This is a genomic window from Argonema galeatum A003/A1 (assembly GCF_023333595.1).
Classification (GTDB): Bacteria; Cyanobacteriota; Cyanobacteriia; order Cyanobacteriales; family Aerosakkonemataceae; genus Argonema; species Argonema galeatum.
Genome location: NZ_JAIQZM010000003.1, coordinates 1 through 14,356 on the forward strand (window position 1 = coordinate 1; position 14,356 = coordinate 14,356).

The window sequence follows — 14,356 nt, forward strand, 5'->3', positions numbered from 1 at the left end:
TTTCTGGGGTTGCTATAGTTGCTATGCCGCGCTCTTATTACAACTGGGATACTCGCGCGGAATCGCAACTACGTACCTAATAAGTAGGTGGGCATAATTAAACGTAAAACTGTCAGGCCCAAAGAAACCCGGTTTCTTGGAGAAACCGGGTTTCTCTTAGTTCAGTTTATTTACACCCACCTACTTACCAGCCTCAACTATATAATTAGCAACTTGCGTTACTACTGTACGGGATGAAAGAGTCCCGTACTGTTTTAGGTAAAGTTATATTGCGCTCCTTTTAAAAAATATTGAGAAATCTGCCAAAACCGGATCGGAACCTTAACGTAGAACTTTATAGGAATGTAACGAGGAAAACGTCATGGATAAATTACAGAGATATCGTATGGTCTGCACTCTTAGCTTTGGCGACATATACGGTCAAATCGTCATTTGGTTAATTGTCATTTTCTTAAGCTTAGCTACCGCACTCGCCCTGTGGAGTACCACTCGCCAGATTTATGCTTTAGCGACCGTTGGACTCATCTTGGTGCTGTCCCTGCCCTTCTTGCTGTTTGCCTTCGTAACCACGCTGCTGAATCACATTGAGTTTACACCCCTAACCCTAGAGGAAACAACTCGGACAAGCCCAGTAAATTTACCCCCCCAGGAAACTGCCCAAGTAGTCAGCTGAACGGTCATTGGGCATTGGTCAAGTGCTATATCAGTGCATCCGTGCATATCCGTGTCGTGCTGCATTGGTCAAAATAACTTCCCCGCTTTTTGTTGGGGAAGTTTTTGTTTAGGGACTTCGCGCCAGAAGAATATCTATGTTGGGAAGGGCGAAGCATTCCGGGCGAAAACTTATGTGTGATGCGACAGATGATCGCCGGAATGCTTCGCCCCTACATAATCTTGTAGCGCGAAGGAAGTAAGTCACCATAGATTAGGATTACGGATATCAAATCAAGTTATGTTAGAACACGATGTAATTATAGTTGGCGGTGGATTGGCTGGTTGTCGCGCTGCTGTGGAGATTGCCCGCACCGACCCAAAACTGAGTGTAGCTGTAGTCGCTAAAACTCACCCGATTCGATCGCACTCCGTCGCGGCCCAAGGTGGGATGGCTGCTACCCTGAATAATGTCGATCCAGATGATAGCTGGTCAGCCCATGCTTTTGATACTGTCAAAGGTTCTGACTATTTGGCAGACCAGGATGCGGTAGAAATCCTTACCCGCGAAGCCGCTGATGTGGTGATTGACCTGGAACACATGGGCGTTTTGTTCTCCCGTTTGCCAGATGGTCGAATTGCCCAACGTGCGTTTGGCGGACATTCCCACCGCCGGACTTGCTACGCTGCTGATAAGACTGGTCACGCTATTCTGCACGAACTGGTTAACAATCTCAGGCGTTACGGTGTCCAGATCTACGATGAGTGGTATGCGATCGAACTTATTTTAGAAGATGCCCAGGCAAAGGGTGTGGTGATGTATCGCATCCTGGATGGGGAAATTCAGGTGCTTCGCGCTAAGGCGGTGATGTTTGCTACTGGTGGTTACGGTCGCGCTTTCAACACTACCTCAAATGACTATGCCTCTACTGGCGACGGTTTGGCAATGTCTGCCATTGCGGGTGTGCCGCTGGAGGATATGGAGTTTGTGCAGTTTCACCCGACTGGTTTGTATCCGGTGGGGGTGCTGATTTCGGAGGCGGTGCGGGGTGAGGGTGCTTATCTAATTAATAGTGAGGGCGATCGCTTTATGGCTAACTACGCCCCTAGCAGAATGGAATTGGCACCCCGCGATATTACTTCTAGGTCGATCGATCGCGAAATTAAGGCCGGACGAGGTGTTCATCCCGATGGCAGGGCTGGTGGCCCCTTTGTCTACCTGGACTTGCGCCACATGGGTAGGGAAAAAATTATGAGCCGCGTTCCCTTTGCTTGGGAAGAATGTCACCGCTTGCTGGGTATTGACGCCGTAGACAATCCGATGCCTGTGCGACCGACGGTTCACTATTCAATGGGTGGTATCCCCGTCAACACAGACGGTCAAGTGAGAAGCAGCCCAGATGGTTTGATTGAAGGCTTCTTTGCCGCTGGGGAAGCTGCTTGTGTCTCGGTTCACGGCGCAAATCGGTTGGGTAGCAATTCTCTGCTGGAATGTGTGGTTTATGGCAGAAGAACTGGCGCTACTATAGCACAATATGTTCAAAATCGCAAGTTACCGGAGATTGATGAGCAACGTTATATTACGGAGGTTGAGAAACAGGTGCGATCGCTACTAGACCAGAAAGGGACAATCCGCATCGGCCAACTGCGGCAATCTTTCCAAGATTGCATGACCCAGTACTGCGGTGTTTTTCGCACCGAATCGCTCATGAGCGAAGGATTAGCACAGTTGCAAAAGCTACAGCAGCAATATCAAGATATCTACTTAGATGACAAAGGTAAACTTTGGAACACTGAAATCATAGAAGCTCTCGAACTGCGTAGCTTGATGATTGTCGGTCAGGTAATTCTCACATCCGCCCTCCAGCGACAAGAAAGTCGAGGCGCACATTATCGGGAAGATTATCCCGAACGAGATGATGAAAATTTCCTCAAGCATACGCTGGCTTATTACTCGACCGCTGGCATTGACCTTCAGTATAAACCTGTAGCGATTACCATGTTTGAGCCAAAAGAACGGAAGTATTGAAGTTTGCCAGTTTTCGATATTTTCGGTTCTTTCGGGTCAAATATGCGGTCGTAGGGGCACGGCATAATTAAAATATTGGTACGCTCGACATACTGATGATGCCGTGCCCTACAAAATGTTCGTTTTGAACGGCATAATAATTCCCAAAGACCACCCATTTGTTAAGCTTCTGTTTTAGGTGAATACCAGGTTTCAATGGAAAGCGATCGCACTTCTTGGATTCTTTGAAAATCGCGATCGGCAGAAACAAGGGTAAGATTGTGTTGGATCGCAATTGATGCAATCCATAAATCATGTTGACTAAAACCAATATCAATCATACGAGTTCTTCTGCGTTTACTTTTCTCCTTTGGCCCAAATCTTTGCATCAGTTCAGCTTGAAACTTCCCATAAATTTCAGCAGTTATTGAGTCGATTTCGTAGATAAGAATATCTTTTAAGAATTCCTTAACTCGATTCAGATTGCTTTCTTTTTTTTGGGAATTTTCTGCCATATAAATCAGTTCAGCCTGTACAATAACACAAGTTGTAATTTCAGATTGGCTAAGTACTGCTAAACGAGAGAGGATATCTGGTTGATTTTGAATTGCGAAACTACAGTGATTGGTATCTAACAAGTACATGGCACAATTCAACCTTCTTCAGAATCTTGATTTTCATCATCAGCAGGCATATATATTCTACTACGGGAACTATGCACCAACTCTAAACATTCCTCTAAATCATCTCCTTCCCATTTCCCAATTTTTTCTAGCGTTTTTAAGATTGATGCTGCCGTAGATTTCTTTCGTGTACGCCTCATTTTGATGAAGAGAACGAAATCTAGCAACTCCTCCAAAACATCATCTGATGTTCCATCAATTTCCTTAAGCAACAATTCTTTTACTGTCAACTGAGTAGATGTTTCGTGAGTCATCATAATTTTGCCTCTTTTGGATATTTTACCATTATAGCAACTCCGAAATCTTATTGTTTCCATTTAATTCAATTATTCTGAGTTTCACTTTCTCTCTGCATACTCTACTCAATTGGAAAACCGGGAAAGATTCGATCGATCTCTGTCATCAGTTGCATGGTTTCTTTAAGTGCCACAACTACTTTTTGATAGTGCAACACATCATCAAATGATAAACTACGTTTGGCTTTCTTGCGGTCTTTCAGCCATTTATCTAAGACTTGATAGCCGCCAATTTTGAACTCCCAGACATCGGGTGCAATCCCTTCAAAATAACTGGTTTTATTGATATAAACTCGCTGTTTTGTGGTATTATAGGTGACTTCGGTAACGGCATTATCGCCATCGCCGCCTACTTTGGTAATTAGCTGATTAAGTTTTTTGGATTTCATCAGGTGCAAATCTACTAATTCCTGACCTTTTTCGCCTAAGTCTTTGAATAGTCGATCGTTGCTGGTGAGAGGTACGCGAGGAAAATCTATTTTGAGAAATTCGGCGTAGCGTTGGCGATAGGTGGGACTGTGGAAGATGGCGTAGATGTAGTAAAAGATGGCTTCTGGTGTGGGGATGTATTTTAATTTTTCTTGAATTGAATTAATAAAATTTTGAGATATATTTGTTTCAATTTTATCACTTACAAAGAGAGAACCCTGTGGATTATCAACATCAGGATAAAGGTAAAGAGGAAAAACATAATTAGCCTCTTTAAGAGATAAGGTATGGTTATCAATTAGGTTAGAGGTACATAAAACTTGATCGTAAATTCTTTCTATTTCAACATTACGAGATGTAATAAATCCTAAGTTATTGCCTTGTAAAAAATTTCTCATAATTTCATTTCTTGGAAGTTCAACTACATCCTCATGGTTATAATAAGATCTCCAATCAAACGGACGATAAAGACATTGTGTAAAATGTTTTTTCCAATCTTGATTTGACTTAAGAGAACGTCGCTTTTGGCTTAACTTCCAATCTCTTGTATCCTGAATTTCGTAGATCTTGCTGATTTCCTCATCTGTAATGTTCAAGTCTCTAAATTTTTCTATACGTTTACGGAGTTCTGATGAATCAAAATCAAAAACAAAATGATCGCGATGAGTTTTGACTCCTGTTGAATTGACAGGCATGATGTCAGTAATCTTCCATCCCCGTTCATACTCTGCTCTGCAATCTGTATTTTGAGGAATGAAAAGATAAAATGGCGAGTTTGGCAAAATTTCTGTCCATTCAACCGTATTTACATCATGCTCTTGAAGATAGCCATATTTATCTTCCCGTGAGCCCCAGAGATCGGCGTGATAGATTTTAGCCATAGTAGATTCTAAAAAAATAATTGGGTGAGTAATTGCTCGCGAGTTAGTTCAAAGTGATCCTCAATATCTCGCAGAATTGCACTGAGTGTCCCGATTTTAATTGGGCTGTGATTGGGGATGGTGATGTGATGTTCACCGTTTTTCTGCGTGGTTAGACGAATATGACTTCCCGTTTGATGATCTACGATGTACCCCAATGTTATCAACGCCTTAACTAACGCTTCGCCTGACAAGTCTCTGGGCAACTTCATGAAGCGATAACCTCATCATAAACAATGTGTAGACGAATCAGTTTAGGACGATTTTGTGGATCGGGATAATGACAATGAACGGCATCTCGTGTCAATTCTCGTAACTCTTCAATACTGTCAGCCTGAGTAAAAATAGATTCACCGATCGCTCTGGCAGTATAACCACCTTCCGAATCATTTTCTACCAAAAATATAATTTCTGTCATCTTGTGTTTAATCTGCTCCTGAGTTGGCATCTGTCATAAAAAAGGAAGAATACGAACTCTCGATCGAGTTTCATCAACGGTTATTAAAGCACCTGATTCTAAAGATGAGCGAAACTGATTGATGGCATTGATCGCAATAGTTTCTAAACGCTCTGGTAACACATCTTGGGTGCGAACTTGAATGACGCTGGGGCCATTTGCCTGAGTTGCTGCAAGTAACGCTCCAAAGTCTAAATCGTGAGTGAAAACGATATATCCATTAGCGTTTGCCCACTCCATAATAGTGCGATCGCTTGCAAGCGGATCGCCAACAGATGACCAATGAGCAGCTTCAATATCATATCTTGAAAACACATTTACCCAATCTGGTGAAAGGTTCATATCAATCAAAATTTTCATGTTGTACTTAAAGAAACTTCTACTTCTTCAACACGCCATGCAGCATAAGCTAAACATTCTTTTAAATCTTCGGATTCCAGGTAAGGATAGGCTCGTAAAATCTCTTCTTGAGTACGTCCGGTAGCCATTAATCCTAGAATCATACCTACGGTGACTCGCATCCCTCGGATACAGGGTTTACCGCCCATCACCTCTGAACTAATCGTGATTCGCGTTAATTTTCTCATACTGCTTTTTCCTTGGGATATTTAACCATTATTGACTTATCCTTGGGATACTTTATTCAGTTTTCCATTCAGTTTCTGGAATGTCGGCACTTATCATTATATTACGTAGCGTTCACATCGGCAGATCGCGCCCCTTGTGATACGGAACAATCGTTTGAATCTGAAGATCGAGATTTCGCCACTTACGATGACTCCCTTTTTGTGAAACTAACTTAAACCCATAACGCTCCAAAATACGCTCAACTTCATCTGCATTCATGCGTCGGGTACGAGTCATTTAACTGAAATCTCCCGTAAAATTGTTCCTGCTTTTAATACAATCGGATCGGGTTCAAGATAGAGTGCGATCGCCTCACAAATATTTTCTAAAGCTTCTTCTTCCGTTTCTCCTGCTGAAACACAACCCGGTAATTCTGGACACCAAACTGCCCAATCACCCGTTTCCAGATCGGTTTCAAGAATAACACGCCATTTCATACTACTTTCTCTTTGGGATATTTAACCATTATAGCAACTGCGACACCTTGCTGAATATCAAACACATTTTGATCGGGTGATCCATCGGGAGCAACTTCTTTTTTCTTGCTATTTCCATGTAAATCCATTACATAAATTTCATCAAAAGTCTTTTCAAGACTCTGACGCATACCTCTAAAAGTTGGATTATCCAGATAGCCATGATTGGTAATAAATGCAAGAATGCCTGAGCCTGTTCTGTCGATTCGCCACTGTCCAAACCGGATAAATTTCACATAGTCATCTTGTAACCATTTGGGATTTCTTTCACCTAAAGGCAATCCATCTACTTGATAGTAATCTCGAATTAAGCCATCAATCCACTTGCTTTTATTTGCGGAATGTCCCGAATAGGGCGGATTGCCTAATACTACCATGACGGGAGTATCCCTTTTAATAGTCGAGGCTTCGTTTGCCTCCTGTGCTACATACTGACCAAACAAAATCTCTGATTTTTTCAGCGCTTCATCTAGCGTATTCGTGAGGTAAATTCCCAACCGCTGTTTACCCTTAAACTCATAGCCAAGTTCTTGAAGTTGTAGACCCAATTTGAGGTGAGCGATCGCATAAGGAGCCATCAATAACTCAAAACCAAATAACCTATTTAGCAAATTTTCTCGCACATAACTATCCCACTGATTCGCCATGCCGATTTCTTCTAGATTGCGATAAATCTGCTTCACAACTTCATAGAGAAACGTGCCCGTTCCTGTTGCTGGATCGAGAATTTGGACTCGCGGCTTTTGCGTCACCGGATCTTTAGAATTATCTGCCAATCCCAAGGGTAAATCAAAGCGATCTTTGAGAATTGCATCGATCGATCGCACAATAAATGATACAACAGGTTCCGGTGTGTAATAAACACCCCGACTCTTCCGCAATGCTGAATTATACGCCGCCAGAAACGTCTCATAAAAATGTACAACTGGGTCTTCTTGACGGGTACGCCGACCAAAGTTTTCGAGAATATTGCCCATATCTACCTGAGACAATAATTGCACCAAATCATCGATCGCCCAATCAATTTTGCTAATTGCATCAGTTTCGACAATCGTATTAAATAAACGCTTCAAAAATGGATTTGTTGCTGGAATATAAGTGCCAGCATTGCGCCGAGTAAACTGTTCTCCATCTGTATTTTGGGCATGACCAACTCTGGCGGTAAACAACCCATAAGATATAGTTTGAGCATACATATCAGCAAAATCAGAATCACTAATATCCGGCAGCAATACCTCACTAAATCCCAGTTTCAGTTGATGCAATTCACCCTCATTTGTTTCCAAACTTAGGGCTGTTTCTGTCGCCAACAAAATCGCCTTTGTCAATCTCGCCATCTGTCGAGCCAAGTCTTCAGGACTGCTAATAATTTCGCCTGTATAGTTGAGAAACTGATCCAGCAGCGCGGTAATCTTATCGGTATTTTTTGCCTGAAGTTTATCCCCATTCAGGTCTGCTAAAATCTCTGTCAGCCTACGCTTTCCGTTGACATACCAACGAAATTCTATATAATTAGTTAATACCAGATTAGGGAACGCCTCTAAATAGCGTTTTAGCTGCTCCGTTTTCTCAATTCGATCCAAATCTAGCCCAACATCTTTGGCTTCGACATAACCTACCAGTAATTCGCGCCGTTTTATCGTGAAATCTGGAATTCCTGCTTTATTGCCCTTTTCTTCAATAACTGCATCAATGCCTTTAATGGGATCGTCAAGTAAATCTTTGAAGGCTGGATAATGACTTCTCTCACTGCCTTTTTGCAGATTCTTTTGAATCGATTTGAGATAAGTATCAAAAGAGATAGATGGCATTAAATCAGGTTCCTGGTTGTAGGTGGGCTTCTTTTTGTAAATCTAACAAAAATTTGGCGACATCCTCAGCAATTTCTATAGTTTCTTGTATTGTTTTTCCTTCGGCAACCAAACCCTGTAAATCATCACTGGTAGCAACAAAATATTCTTGACCATTTTCGATCAATTTTTCAACCTTGAGTCTGATTAGTGTTTGCATTTGCTTAACCTTTCCACACAAAAGTGAACAATTTTTAGCAGCTTAAGAGTAGCTACCTCAAGTTTAGATAGGATTATATTAAATTATACATTACTCCCTTCCCGGTAGAAGACTATGTATAGTGGCAGGGCGAAGCATTGCGGGATTAATCTTAATTCACTAGCGAAACGTTAATTCCGCAATGCTTCGCCCCTACATAATCTTTTGGCGGGAAGGGAGTAATTACCCCAAACTCTTTTAAATTATCTCTAATCTGTTCCTCCAACTTTCCCGACTTACTAAACTGTTCTATTGTCTGCGTCATAACTCCTCCTCAATTTCTACATCCACCGCTTCTAACTCAGCTTTTAACTGCTCAATAGTCGGCAAACTGCCCTGTAACTGCTCCGGTAAAGCCTCCCGCAATTGATAAGTAGAAACCCCGATCGGTTTATTCATATCCCGCAAAGCATATTCAACTATTTTCTGCTTTTTATTCTTACATAATATTATCCCAAGAGTTGGCATATCATCTCGGTGTCTCAGTAAATCATCCACAGCGGAAACATAGAAACTCATCTTACCCGAAAACTCTGGTTTAAAGGCTTCTACCTTCAAATCAATTACCACAAAACAACGCAAATGTCAATGATAAAATAATAAATCAATATAAAAATCTTCCCCTTCAACCTCCAGATGATACTGACTGCCTACAAAAGCAAATCCTACCCCCAATTCCAGCAAAAAATCGCGGATGTGTTCGATTAAAGCTTTCTCTAATTCTCGCTCTTGCGCTTCTTTTCCTAAACTGATAAAATCAAAGTTATAAGGGTCTTTCAATAACTGTTGAGCGAGTTCGGATTGGGGGTTTGGAAGAGTACGAGAGAAGTTAGTATCCGCTTTTCCTTGCCGCCGATATAGCCCACTTTCGATTTGATGGACTAATACATTTCGACTCCATCCTTGCTCGATAGTTTGACGAATATACCACTCGCGCTCAACGGGATCTTTCACAGTATCCAAAATGCGGACATTATGCCCCCAAGGAATTTGTGCAACAACCTGTTGCACAAATTCAAAATCGGGGTAAGTTTCGGCAAAACTCCTCATATACTTGAGATTGCGAGATGAGAAACCCTTCATTCCAGGAAAAGCTTTTCGCAAGTCAGTCGCCAAACGCTCTATAACTTTAGCACCCCATCCTTGTTGCTGTTGTCGATTTAAAATATCTTGTCCAATTTGCCAATATAGTAATACTAATTCCCGGTTAATAGAAAGTGATGCCCGTACTTGTGCGTTACGGATACGTTCTTTCAATTCCCGCAGAAAATCATTATAGTCTTCTGGAAGTGATAAACTGTTCGCCATAGCCAGATCGATCGCATTTATGACTGATAAGCAATTATCAGACTATCTACTGCATCACTGCATAGCTTATCAGCATTTCTTAACAACCCCGTCAGGCGATCGCACCTATTCCCCAGTAGTCGGAGGTAATGGAAAGGGGTGGAGTTAAAAATGAATGAATAATGATAAAAAAACCTCTTGTCTTCCCCCAATAGATAGATGTATAATTCGTTATGTAAGAAGGGGAGTAGCTGCTAGCTCAATATTTAGCTAGCCCATCTGAATCAACATACTGGCGATGAGCCTGGTTCAGGTGACAAGTTTGTGAAGCTCAAGCCGATGTAAAGGTTGGGCCAAAGCATTAAAGACTTGCAAGCGAGACCTTCACTAAGTTCACATCTGATGTGAGCTTGGTGAAGTGTAACTGCATTCATCAAGCTCACTCAGAAAGATAGGAAACCTGAGAGGAGCTTGAGAGAATGCTGACAGCTTTTACAGCCGGTTTATTACTAATTACAGTTTCGGAATTAGGGGATAAAACCTTTTTTATCGCCGCGATATTGGCGATGCGGCATTCCAGAAGGCTGGTATTTGCGGGTGCGATCGCAGCTTTAGCAGCAATGACGGTATTGTCTGTTTTAGTGGGACAAGCGGCATCTCTTCTACCCAAGCAGTATGTTTCTTACGCCGAAATTGCTTTGTTTGTTGGCTTTGGGCTGAAGTTACTGTATGACGCCAGTAAAATGTCAGCTAAGGCTGAATGCGAGGAAGCAGAAGAAGCGCTAGCGGCAGTTAAGGAAGCTGAGTTAAAAATGCCGTGTTACAGAAGCAATTTTGGGATCGTACTAAAAGCTTTTATGATGACGTTTGTGGCCGAGTGGGGCGATCGGACCCAATTTGCCACCATCACCTTAGCAGCATCCTACAATCCAGTCGGAGTGACCGCAGGTGCCATTTTAGGTCATGGGATTTGTGCGGCGATCGCAGTTATTGGGGGACGCTTGATAGCAAAACGAATTTCTGAGCGTACCATGACTGCTTTGGGAGGATTGTTATTCCTGATCTTTGGAGTATTAGCATGGGTAGAAGGGGCTAGAACACCTATTCAGTAATGGTAGGGGCGAAGCATTCGGGCTATAACTTATCGGTTTCTACCTAGATTTTCTGCCCGAATGCTTCGCCCCTACACGCTAGGAACTTCCCCGTTCAATCCAAAATCCTTTCATCCAAAATCCAAAATCCAAAATATATTGACTTTTGGCTTTTTAGTTAATTCTGCCCATCGCCGTTATTGGCGTCGGGGCTGCTATTAGGTGAGTCTTCGGGTGCGGGGCTGTTGGTGTCTGGGTTGCTATCGGGTGACTCTTCGGGAGCTGGGGATGCAGATGCGAGCTGATTGATTTGGTCTTTATACTTGGCTGGGGCTAATAACGCAGCAGAAGAGAACAGGGGTTGAGCTTGGTCATTTTTACCTTGTTGTCGCAGCACAATAGCCTTGGCTAACACTGGGCGAAAGTCGTCTTTGTCGCCTTTGATAGCTTTATCGTAGGCTGCGATCGCTTCGTCGTAGCGTTGCTGTTCGGCATAAACTCGTCCCGACATCAACCGTATAGAAACTTCATCTATAGTGCCCGGTTTAATTTGATTGAGCTTAGACGCATTATCCAGCGTATCTTGCAATAATCCAATCGCCGCTTCCGGGCGTTGTTGATCTAAAAGCAAGTTCACGAGCCCGTCCAAAGCATTGAGGTCGGCTGGTTTAGACTCCAAAATCGTGCGATAAACTGTGGCAGCACCCTCAAGATCGCCCATTTGCTGCTTAGTTTGGGCTAACAGAACGGCATATTCTGTTTGTTCTGGATTAAGTTTAGCCAGTTTTTCTAAGGGTTCGATCGTATCTTTGAGACTGCCCACTCCCAGCCTAACCAATTCTAGCCTGGTATCGATCAGTCCTTGCAGTGCCGTTCGATCCTCTGGTTTGCGCTGCAAAACCAGTTCGTAACCCTTAGCCTGGGTTTCCAGTTCTGCTTGCTTTGCTTTGTTTGACTCAACAGCAGGTGCTGCCGTTGTTCCAGCAGACGGTTGTTCTTGCTGAAAAGCTTTACTCAAAAAGGGAAAAAGCGAAGACCTCCCAAGCAGAAATCCTCCAATGGCAATCAATACCAGTAGCAACACTGCACTAATTAACCAGCGCTGCTTGGCTTCGCCAGACGATTTGCGAACTCGCTTTTGGGACACAGGACTGCTTTGAACTCTAACTAATGACATTATCAACCCTTATTCCCTATTGCCAAGCGTTCCTAATTTTTATTGGGGTCAGATTCGGTCGCGGGTGCAGCTGGTGCAGCTGGGCTATTTGTCGGTGGAGAGTTAGTTGAGGGACTCGTTTGGGCTGGCGTTCGAGTTTCCAGCCGCTTGATTTGAGCCTTGACTTGCTCTTTTAACTCCGCAGGAGCTATATCGGCTGCTGAGGCAAAGAGGGACTTGGCTTCTGCTGTTTTGCCTTGTTGTTGCAGCACAATACCCTTGGCTAACAATAGTCGATAGTCTTCTTTGTTGGTTTTAATGGCCCGATCGAAAACTGCGATCGCATCATCGTAGCGCTGCTGCTGAGCATAAACGCTTCCCAAATCCAACTGCGCCGCAAAATCATCAGGATTGAGGCTCGCCAGTTTTTCCAGGGGTGGAATCGTATCCTTGATGTCACCCAATGCCAGCTGAGCTAGTTGTTGGCGAGCGGACAGCAATCCCCTTAGAGCCGTCTGATTATCTGGCTCCCGCTGCAAAACCAACTCGTAACCCTTAGCCCTAGCTTGCAGTTCCTGTTGTATAGCCGTCGCTTGAGCTTGAACGGATGGCGCTGTTCTGCTAACAGACGGTTGGTCTTGCTTAAAAACTGCACCCAAAATGGGAAAGAACGAAAATCCCACAAAGGCAAAGACTGCTACGATCAACAGCCCATTAATTAACCAGCGACTGCGCTTTTGAGACACACTAATGTTTTGAACTCTGATCGTATTATCAACCATCTGGGGAATAGGGAATAGGAAAAAAAGACTATTCTCCATGCCCTTTTGCCCAATTTCCCAGGCTCTAGAGCCTAAATTTACAGAAACTTTGCGGATTGCAGCTTAAATCGATTGCATTCAGTACAATAGGCAGGCTGATTTAATCATCAGTCCGCGATCGCCAACGGCAGTACACCTGCAACGACAGTCCAAGTCGGCGATGTTCGCAACCAGTAAACTCCGAAGGAAGGCGAGAGCGAATAGAGTAGTAGATAAAGGTTTTGGCTTATGGCTGATACAAGCTATTGGCAAATAGTCTTAGTTCCAAGCTGGGCATTTTTCGCCCAAGTCTAGTTTGTACCTATCTCTCACGAAAAGCCAGAAAAAGTGCGTCTCCGCTGCAAGGAGTTCTTATGAGTACCTCTCCGAATCAGTTCCCCCAGTCTTCTAGCGGTTCTGACCAAGCTCAGACCGGCGAGCCGGTCATTCGTCGGCCCAATCCGCCCAAGCCCGCTGTAACTACCCCTCCTACCCCTGCCCCAGCAGCTACCTCTCCTGCCCCTGCCCCAGCGGCTAATGCCCCCACACCAGGGGGTAACGATGCCAACACTTCTGGTGAGGCAGGGTCGCCCGCAAGAGATAGCGATCGACGGCAAGAACCCATTCCGCCACCAAGTGAACCGATGCAGTACCGGGCCATTGGCTTGGTGCGGGGGAAATACCTCCCCAGTGCAGATCAATTCACGCGCGGGGCCTTGCTGGCGAGCGACGATCATGCGATCGATGCCGTGTTATTAGGTCGCATTATGAGTCTGGTGAAAAATCACCTGGATTTAGAAACCGAACACCTGTGGGTTGTCTATCCACGGACGCGACTAAACGACGATGCCCTCCACGTCCAAATTGTTGGCGTTTGGGAGCCAGAAAGACTTGACAAAACTTTGTCTTCCACCGATGAAGAGGCAACTGAACCAACTGAGGCATCGAGTCCCAAGGATCTAGAACCTGAAAGTCTAGCTGTTGAAGATGGTTATTTTTCCATTCGCGGCGAAGTGGTTTATCAATCTCTAGACGAAGACAAGATCGTCGTCAAGATTAGGCAAGCAGCACGCAAGGACGAGGAAAAGCCTAAATTTTTCAAGCTGACACTTAACGGGGTTTTAGAAAAAAAAGCTGTGGGCTACTTCTGGGAATTTCATATCCAGCGACAGGCTAACAATCTGCTGATTAAGGAGGCAAAAGAGATCGCAGTCTTGAGCCCGAAAAAGCCGAGAAAGCCGTTTAAAGGAGGCGGACGACCGGGTGGTAAAAAGCCCTGGCAACCCCCCCACACTGGTAACCGTCCAGCACTTACGGGGGGTAAACCGCCTGATAAGCCAATCCCCCGACCCACTAAGCGCCCTCAACCGAGTAATGGGGAATAAAGATAAAAATCAAAAGGCAAAAGTAAAAATTATTTTCTTTC

At 43.8% G+C, this 14,356-nt stretch carries 19 protein-coding genes and 1 pseudogene; 5 read left to right on the forward strand and 15 right to left on the reverse strand.

The window, feature by feature from the left end; all coding sequences use genetic code 11:
• Positions 1-361: 361 nt before the first annotated feature.
• Together LAY41_RS04685 and LAY41_RS04690 are read left to right on the forward strand one after the other, a co-directional pair.
• The gene (locus LAY41_RS04685; protein ID WP_249094695.1) at positions 362-673 is read left to right on the forward strand and encodes a hypothetical protein; all 312 of its coding nucleotides are present in this window, start codon (positions 362-364) and stop codon (positions 671-673) included.
• A 279-nt stretch (positions 674-952) separates the two neighbouring features.
• The gene (locus LAY41_RS04690) at positions 953-2,680 is read left to right on the forward strand and encodes a succinate dehydrogenase/fumarate reductase flavoprotein subunit (protein WP_249094696.1); all 1,728 of its coding nucleotides are present in this window, start codon (positions 953-955) and stop codon (positions 2,678-2,680) included.
• 161 nt (positions 2,681-2,841) lie between these two features.
• Here the strand turns inward: LAY41_RS04690 and LAY41_RS04695 are convergent, their stop codons facing one another.
• From LAY41_RS04695 to LAY41_RS04755, 13 genes and pseudogenes are all read right to left on the reverse strand, one after another.
• Positions 2,842-3,303, reverse strand: a complete 462-nt coding sequence (locus LAY41_RS04695; RefSeq protein ID WP_249094698.1) for a type II toxin-antitoxin system VapC family toxin — start codon at positions 3,301-3,303, stop codon at positions 2,842-2,844.
• A gap of 8 nt (positions 3,304-3,311) precedes the next feature.
• Positions 3,312-3,599 (reverse strand): hypothetical protein, encoded by a 288-nt coding sequence (locus LAY41_RS04700; protein WP_249094700.1) that lies wholly within the window; start codon positions 3,597-3,599, stop codon positions 3,312-3,314.
• Positions 3,600-3,700: 101 nt separating this feature from the next.
• Positions 3,701-4,948, reverse strand: a complete 1,248-nt coding sequence (locus LAY41_RS04705) for a type ISP restriction/modification enzyme (protein ID WP_249094702.1) — start codon at positions 4,946-4,948, stop codon at positions 3,701-3,703.
• Positions 4,949-4,956: 8 nt separating this feature from the next.
• Entirely contained in the window at positions 4,957-5,199 is a 243-nt protein-coding gene (locus tag LAY41_RS04710) for a type II toxin-antitoxin system HicA family toxin (protein WP_249094705.1), read from the reverse strand.
• Positions 5,196-5,405, reverse strand: coding sequence for a 2-oxoisovalerate dehydrogenase (locus LAY41_RS04715; RefSeq protein WP_249064486.1), 210 nt, complete (start codon positions 5,403-5,405; stop codon positions 5,196-5,198). The genes LAY41_RS04710 and LAY41_RS04715 overlap by 4 nt, the downstream gene beginning before the upstream one ends.
• A gap of 33 nt (positions 5,406-5,438) precedes the next feature.
• A complete protein-coding gene (locus LAY41_RS04720) occupies positions 5,439-5,804 on the reverse strand; it encodes a DUF5615 family PIN-like protein (RefSeq protein ID WP_249094707.1) in 366 nt (121 codons plus the stop codon).
• Positions 5,801-6,031 (reverse strand): DUF433 domain-containing protein, encoded by a 231-nt coding sequence (locus LAY41_RS04725; protein ID WP_249094709.1) that lies wholly within the window; start codon positions 6,029-6,031, stop codon positions 5,801-5,803. Before LAY41_RS04725 ends, LAY41_RS04720 begins: the two co-directional genes overlap by 4 nt.
• A 112-nt stretch (positions 6,032-6,143) precedes the next feature.
• Complete coding sequence (locus LAY41_RS04730) at positions 6,144-6,308, reverse strand: type II toxin-antitoxin system HicA family toxin (protein WP_249094711.1); 165 nt, start codon at positions 6,306-6,308, stop codon at positions 6,144-6,146.
• Positions 6,305-6,508 (reverse strand): type II toxin-antitoxin system HicB family antitoxin, encoded by a 204-nt coding sequence (locus LAY41_RS04735; protein ID WP_249094714.1) that lies wholly within the window; start codon positions 6,506-6,508, stop codon positions 6,305-6,307. The genes LAY41_RS04730 and LAY41_RS04735 overlap by 4 nt, the downstream gene beginning before the upstream one ends.
• Entirely contained in the window at positions 6,505-8,358 is a 1,854-nt protein-coding gene (locus tag LAY41_RS04740) for an N-6 DNA methylase (protein ID WP_249094715.1), read from the reverse strand. Before LAY41_RS04740 ends, LAY41_RS04735 begins: the two co-directional genes overlap by 4 nt.
• A 4-nt stretch (positions 8,359-8,362) precedes the next feature.
• The gene (locus tag LAY41_RS04745; RefSeq protein ID WP_249094717.1) at positions 8,363-8,557 is read right to left on the reverse strand and encodes a type II toxin-antitoxin system HicB family antitoxin; all 195 of its coding nucleotides are present in this window, start codon (positions 8,555-8,557) and stop codon (positions 8,363-8,365) included.
• 151 nt (positions 8,558-8,708) lie between these two features.
• Positions 8,709-8,861, reverse strand: coding sequence for a hypothetical protein (locus LAY41_RS04750; RefSeq protein ID WP_249094719.1), 153 nt, complete (start codon positions 8,859-8,861; stop codon positions 8,709-8,711).
• Positions 8,858-9,904, reverse strand: a pseudogene (locus tag LAY41_RS04755) (PDDEXK nuclease domain-containing protein). The gene LAY41_RS04750 and the pseudogene LAY41_RS04755 overlap by 4 nt, the downstream one beginning before the upstream one ends.
• A gap of 19 nt (positions 9,905-9,923) precedes the next feature.
• Here LAY41_RS04755 and LAY41_RS32160 point away from each other — a divergent pair.
• Both LAY41_RS32160 and LAY41_RS04760 read left to right on the forward strand, forming a co-directional pair.
• Complete coding sequence (locus LAY41_RS32160) at positions 9,924-10,052, forward strand: hypothetical protein (protein ID WP_275973922.1); 129 nt, start codon at positions 9,924-9,926, stop codon at positions 10,050-10,052.
• 310 nt (positions 10,053-10,362) lie between these two features.
• Positions 10,363-10,995, forward strand: coding sequence for a TMEM165/GDT1 family protein (locus tag LAY41_RS04760; RefSeq protein ID WP_249094722.1), 633 nt, complete (start codon positions 10,363-10,365; stop codon positions 10,993-10,995).
• 157 nt (positions 10,996-11,152) lie between these two features.
• Here LAY41_RS04760 and LAY41_RS04765 read toward each other — a convergent pair whose 3' ends face one another.
• Together LAY41_RS04765 and LAY41_RS04770 are read right to left on the reverse strand one after the other, a co-directional pair.
• The gene (locus tag LAY41_RS04765) at positions 11,153-12,151 is read right to left on the reverse strand and encodes a tetratricopeptide repeat protein (protein ID WP_249094724.1); all 999 of its coding nucleotides are present in this window, start codon (positions 12,149-12,151) and stop codon (positions 11,153-11,155) included.
• A 32-nt stretch (positions 12,152-12,183) separates the two neighbouring features.
• Entirely contained in the window at positions 12,184-12,876 is a 693-nt protein-coding gene (locus LAY41_RS04770; RefSeq protein WP_249094726.1) for a tetratricopeptide repeat protein, read from the reverse strand.
• A gap of 428 nt (positions 12,877-13,304) precedes the next feature.
• Here LAY41_RS04770 and LAY41_RS04775 point away from each other — a divergent pair, with 428 nt between their 5' ends.
• Positions 13,305-14,315: a hypothetical protein gene (locus tag LAY41_RS04775; protein ID WP_249094728.1), complete on the forward strand. Its 1,011-nt coding sequence runs from the start codon at positions 13,305-13,307 to the stop codon at positions 14,313-14,315.
• Positions 14,316-14,356 lie beyond the last annotated feature (41 nt).

What these genes read in the sequence shown, in the direction of transcription:
- LAY41_RS04685 (WP_249094695.1), top strand. Translation starts at nt 362, where the DNA reads ATGGATAAATTACAGAGATATCGTATGGTCTGCACTCTTAGCTTTGGC.
- LAY41_RS04690 (WP_249094696.1), top strand. Translation starts at nt 953, where the DNA reads ATGTTAGAACACGATGTAATTATAGTTGGCGGTGGATTGGCTGGTTGT.
- LAY41_RS04695 (WP_249094698.1), bottom strand. Translation starts at nt 3,303, where the DNA reads ATGTACTTGTTAGATACCAATCACTGTAGTTTCGCAATTCAAAATCAA.
- LAY41_RS04700 (WP_249094700.1), bottom strand. Translation starts at nt 3,599, where the DNA reads ATGATGACTCACGAAACATCTACTCAGTTGACAGTAAAAGAATTGTTG.
- LAY41_RS04705 (WP_249094702.1), bottom strand. Translation starts at nt 4,948, where the DNA reads ATGGCTAAAATCTATCACGCCGATCTCTGGGGCTCACGGGAAGATAAA.
- LAY41_RS04710 (WP_249094705.1), bottom strand. Translation starts at nt 5,199, where the DNA reads ATGAAGTTGCCCAGAGACTTGTCAGGCGAAGCGTTAGTTAAGGCGTTG.
- LAY41_RS04715 (WP_249064486.1), bottom strand. Translation starts at nt 5,405, where the DNA reads ATGACAGAAATTATATTTTTGGTAGAAAATGATTCGGAAGGTGGTTAT.
- LAY41_RS04720 (WP_249094707.1), bottom strand. Translation starts at nt 5,804, where the DNA reads ATGAAAATTTTGATTGATATGAACCTTTCACCAGATTGGGTAAATGTG.
- LAY41_RS04725 (WP_249094709.1), bottom strand. Translation starts at nt 6,031, where the DNA reads ATGAGAAAATTAACGCGAATCACGATTAGTTCAGAGGTGATGGGCGGT.
- LAY41_RS04730 (WP_249094711.1), bottom strand. Translation starts at nt 6,308, where the DNA reads ATGACTCGTACCCGACGCATGAATGCAGATGAAGTTGAGCGTATTTTG.
- LAY41_RS04735 (WP_249094714.1), bottom strand. Translation starts at nt 6,508, where the DNA reads ATGAAATGGCGTGTTATTCTTGAAACCGATCTGGAAACGGGTGATTGG.
- LAY41_RS04740 (WP_249094715.1), bottom strand. Translation starts at nt 8,358, where the DNA reads ATGCCATCTATCTCTTTTGATACTTATCTCAAATCGATTCAAAAGAAT.
- LAY41_RS04745 (WP_249094717.1), bottom strand. Translation starts at nt 8,557, where the DNA reads ATGCAAACACTAATCAGACTCAAGGTTGAAAAATTGATCGAAAATGGT.
- LAY41_RS04750 (WP_249094719.1), bottom strand. Translation starts at nt 8,861, where the DNA reads ATGACGCAGACAATAGAACAGTTTAGTAAGTCGGGAAAGTTGGAGGAA.
- LAY41_RS32160 (WP_275973922.1), top strand. Translation starts at nt 9,924, where the DNA reads ATGACTGATAAGCAATTATCAGACTATCTACTGCATCACTGCATAGCT.
- LAY41_RS04760 (WP_249094722.1), top strand. Translation starts at nt 10,363, where the DNA reads ATGCTGACAGCTTTTACAGCCGGTTTATTACTAATTACAGTTTCGGAA.
- LAY41_RS04765 (WP_249094724.1), bottom strand. Translation starts at nt 12,151, where the DNA reads ATGTCATTAGTTAGAGTTCAAAGCAGTCCTGTGTCCCAAAAGCGAGTT.
- LAY41_RS04775 (WP_249094728.1), top strand. Translation starts at nt 13,305, where the DNA reads ATGAGTACCTCTCCGAATCAGTTCCCCCAGTCTTCTAGCGGTTCTGAC.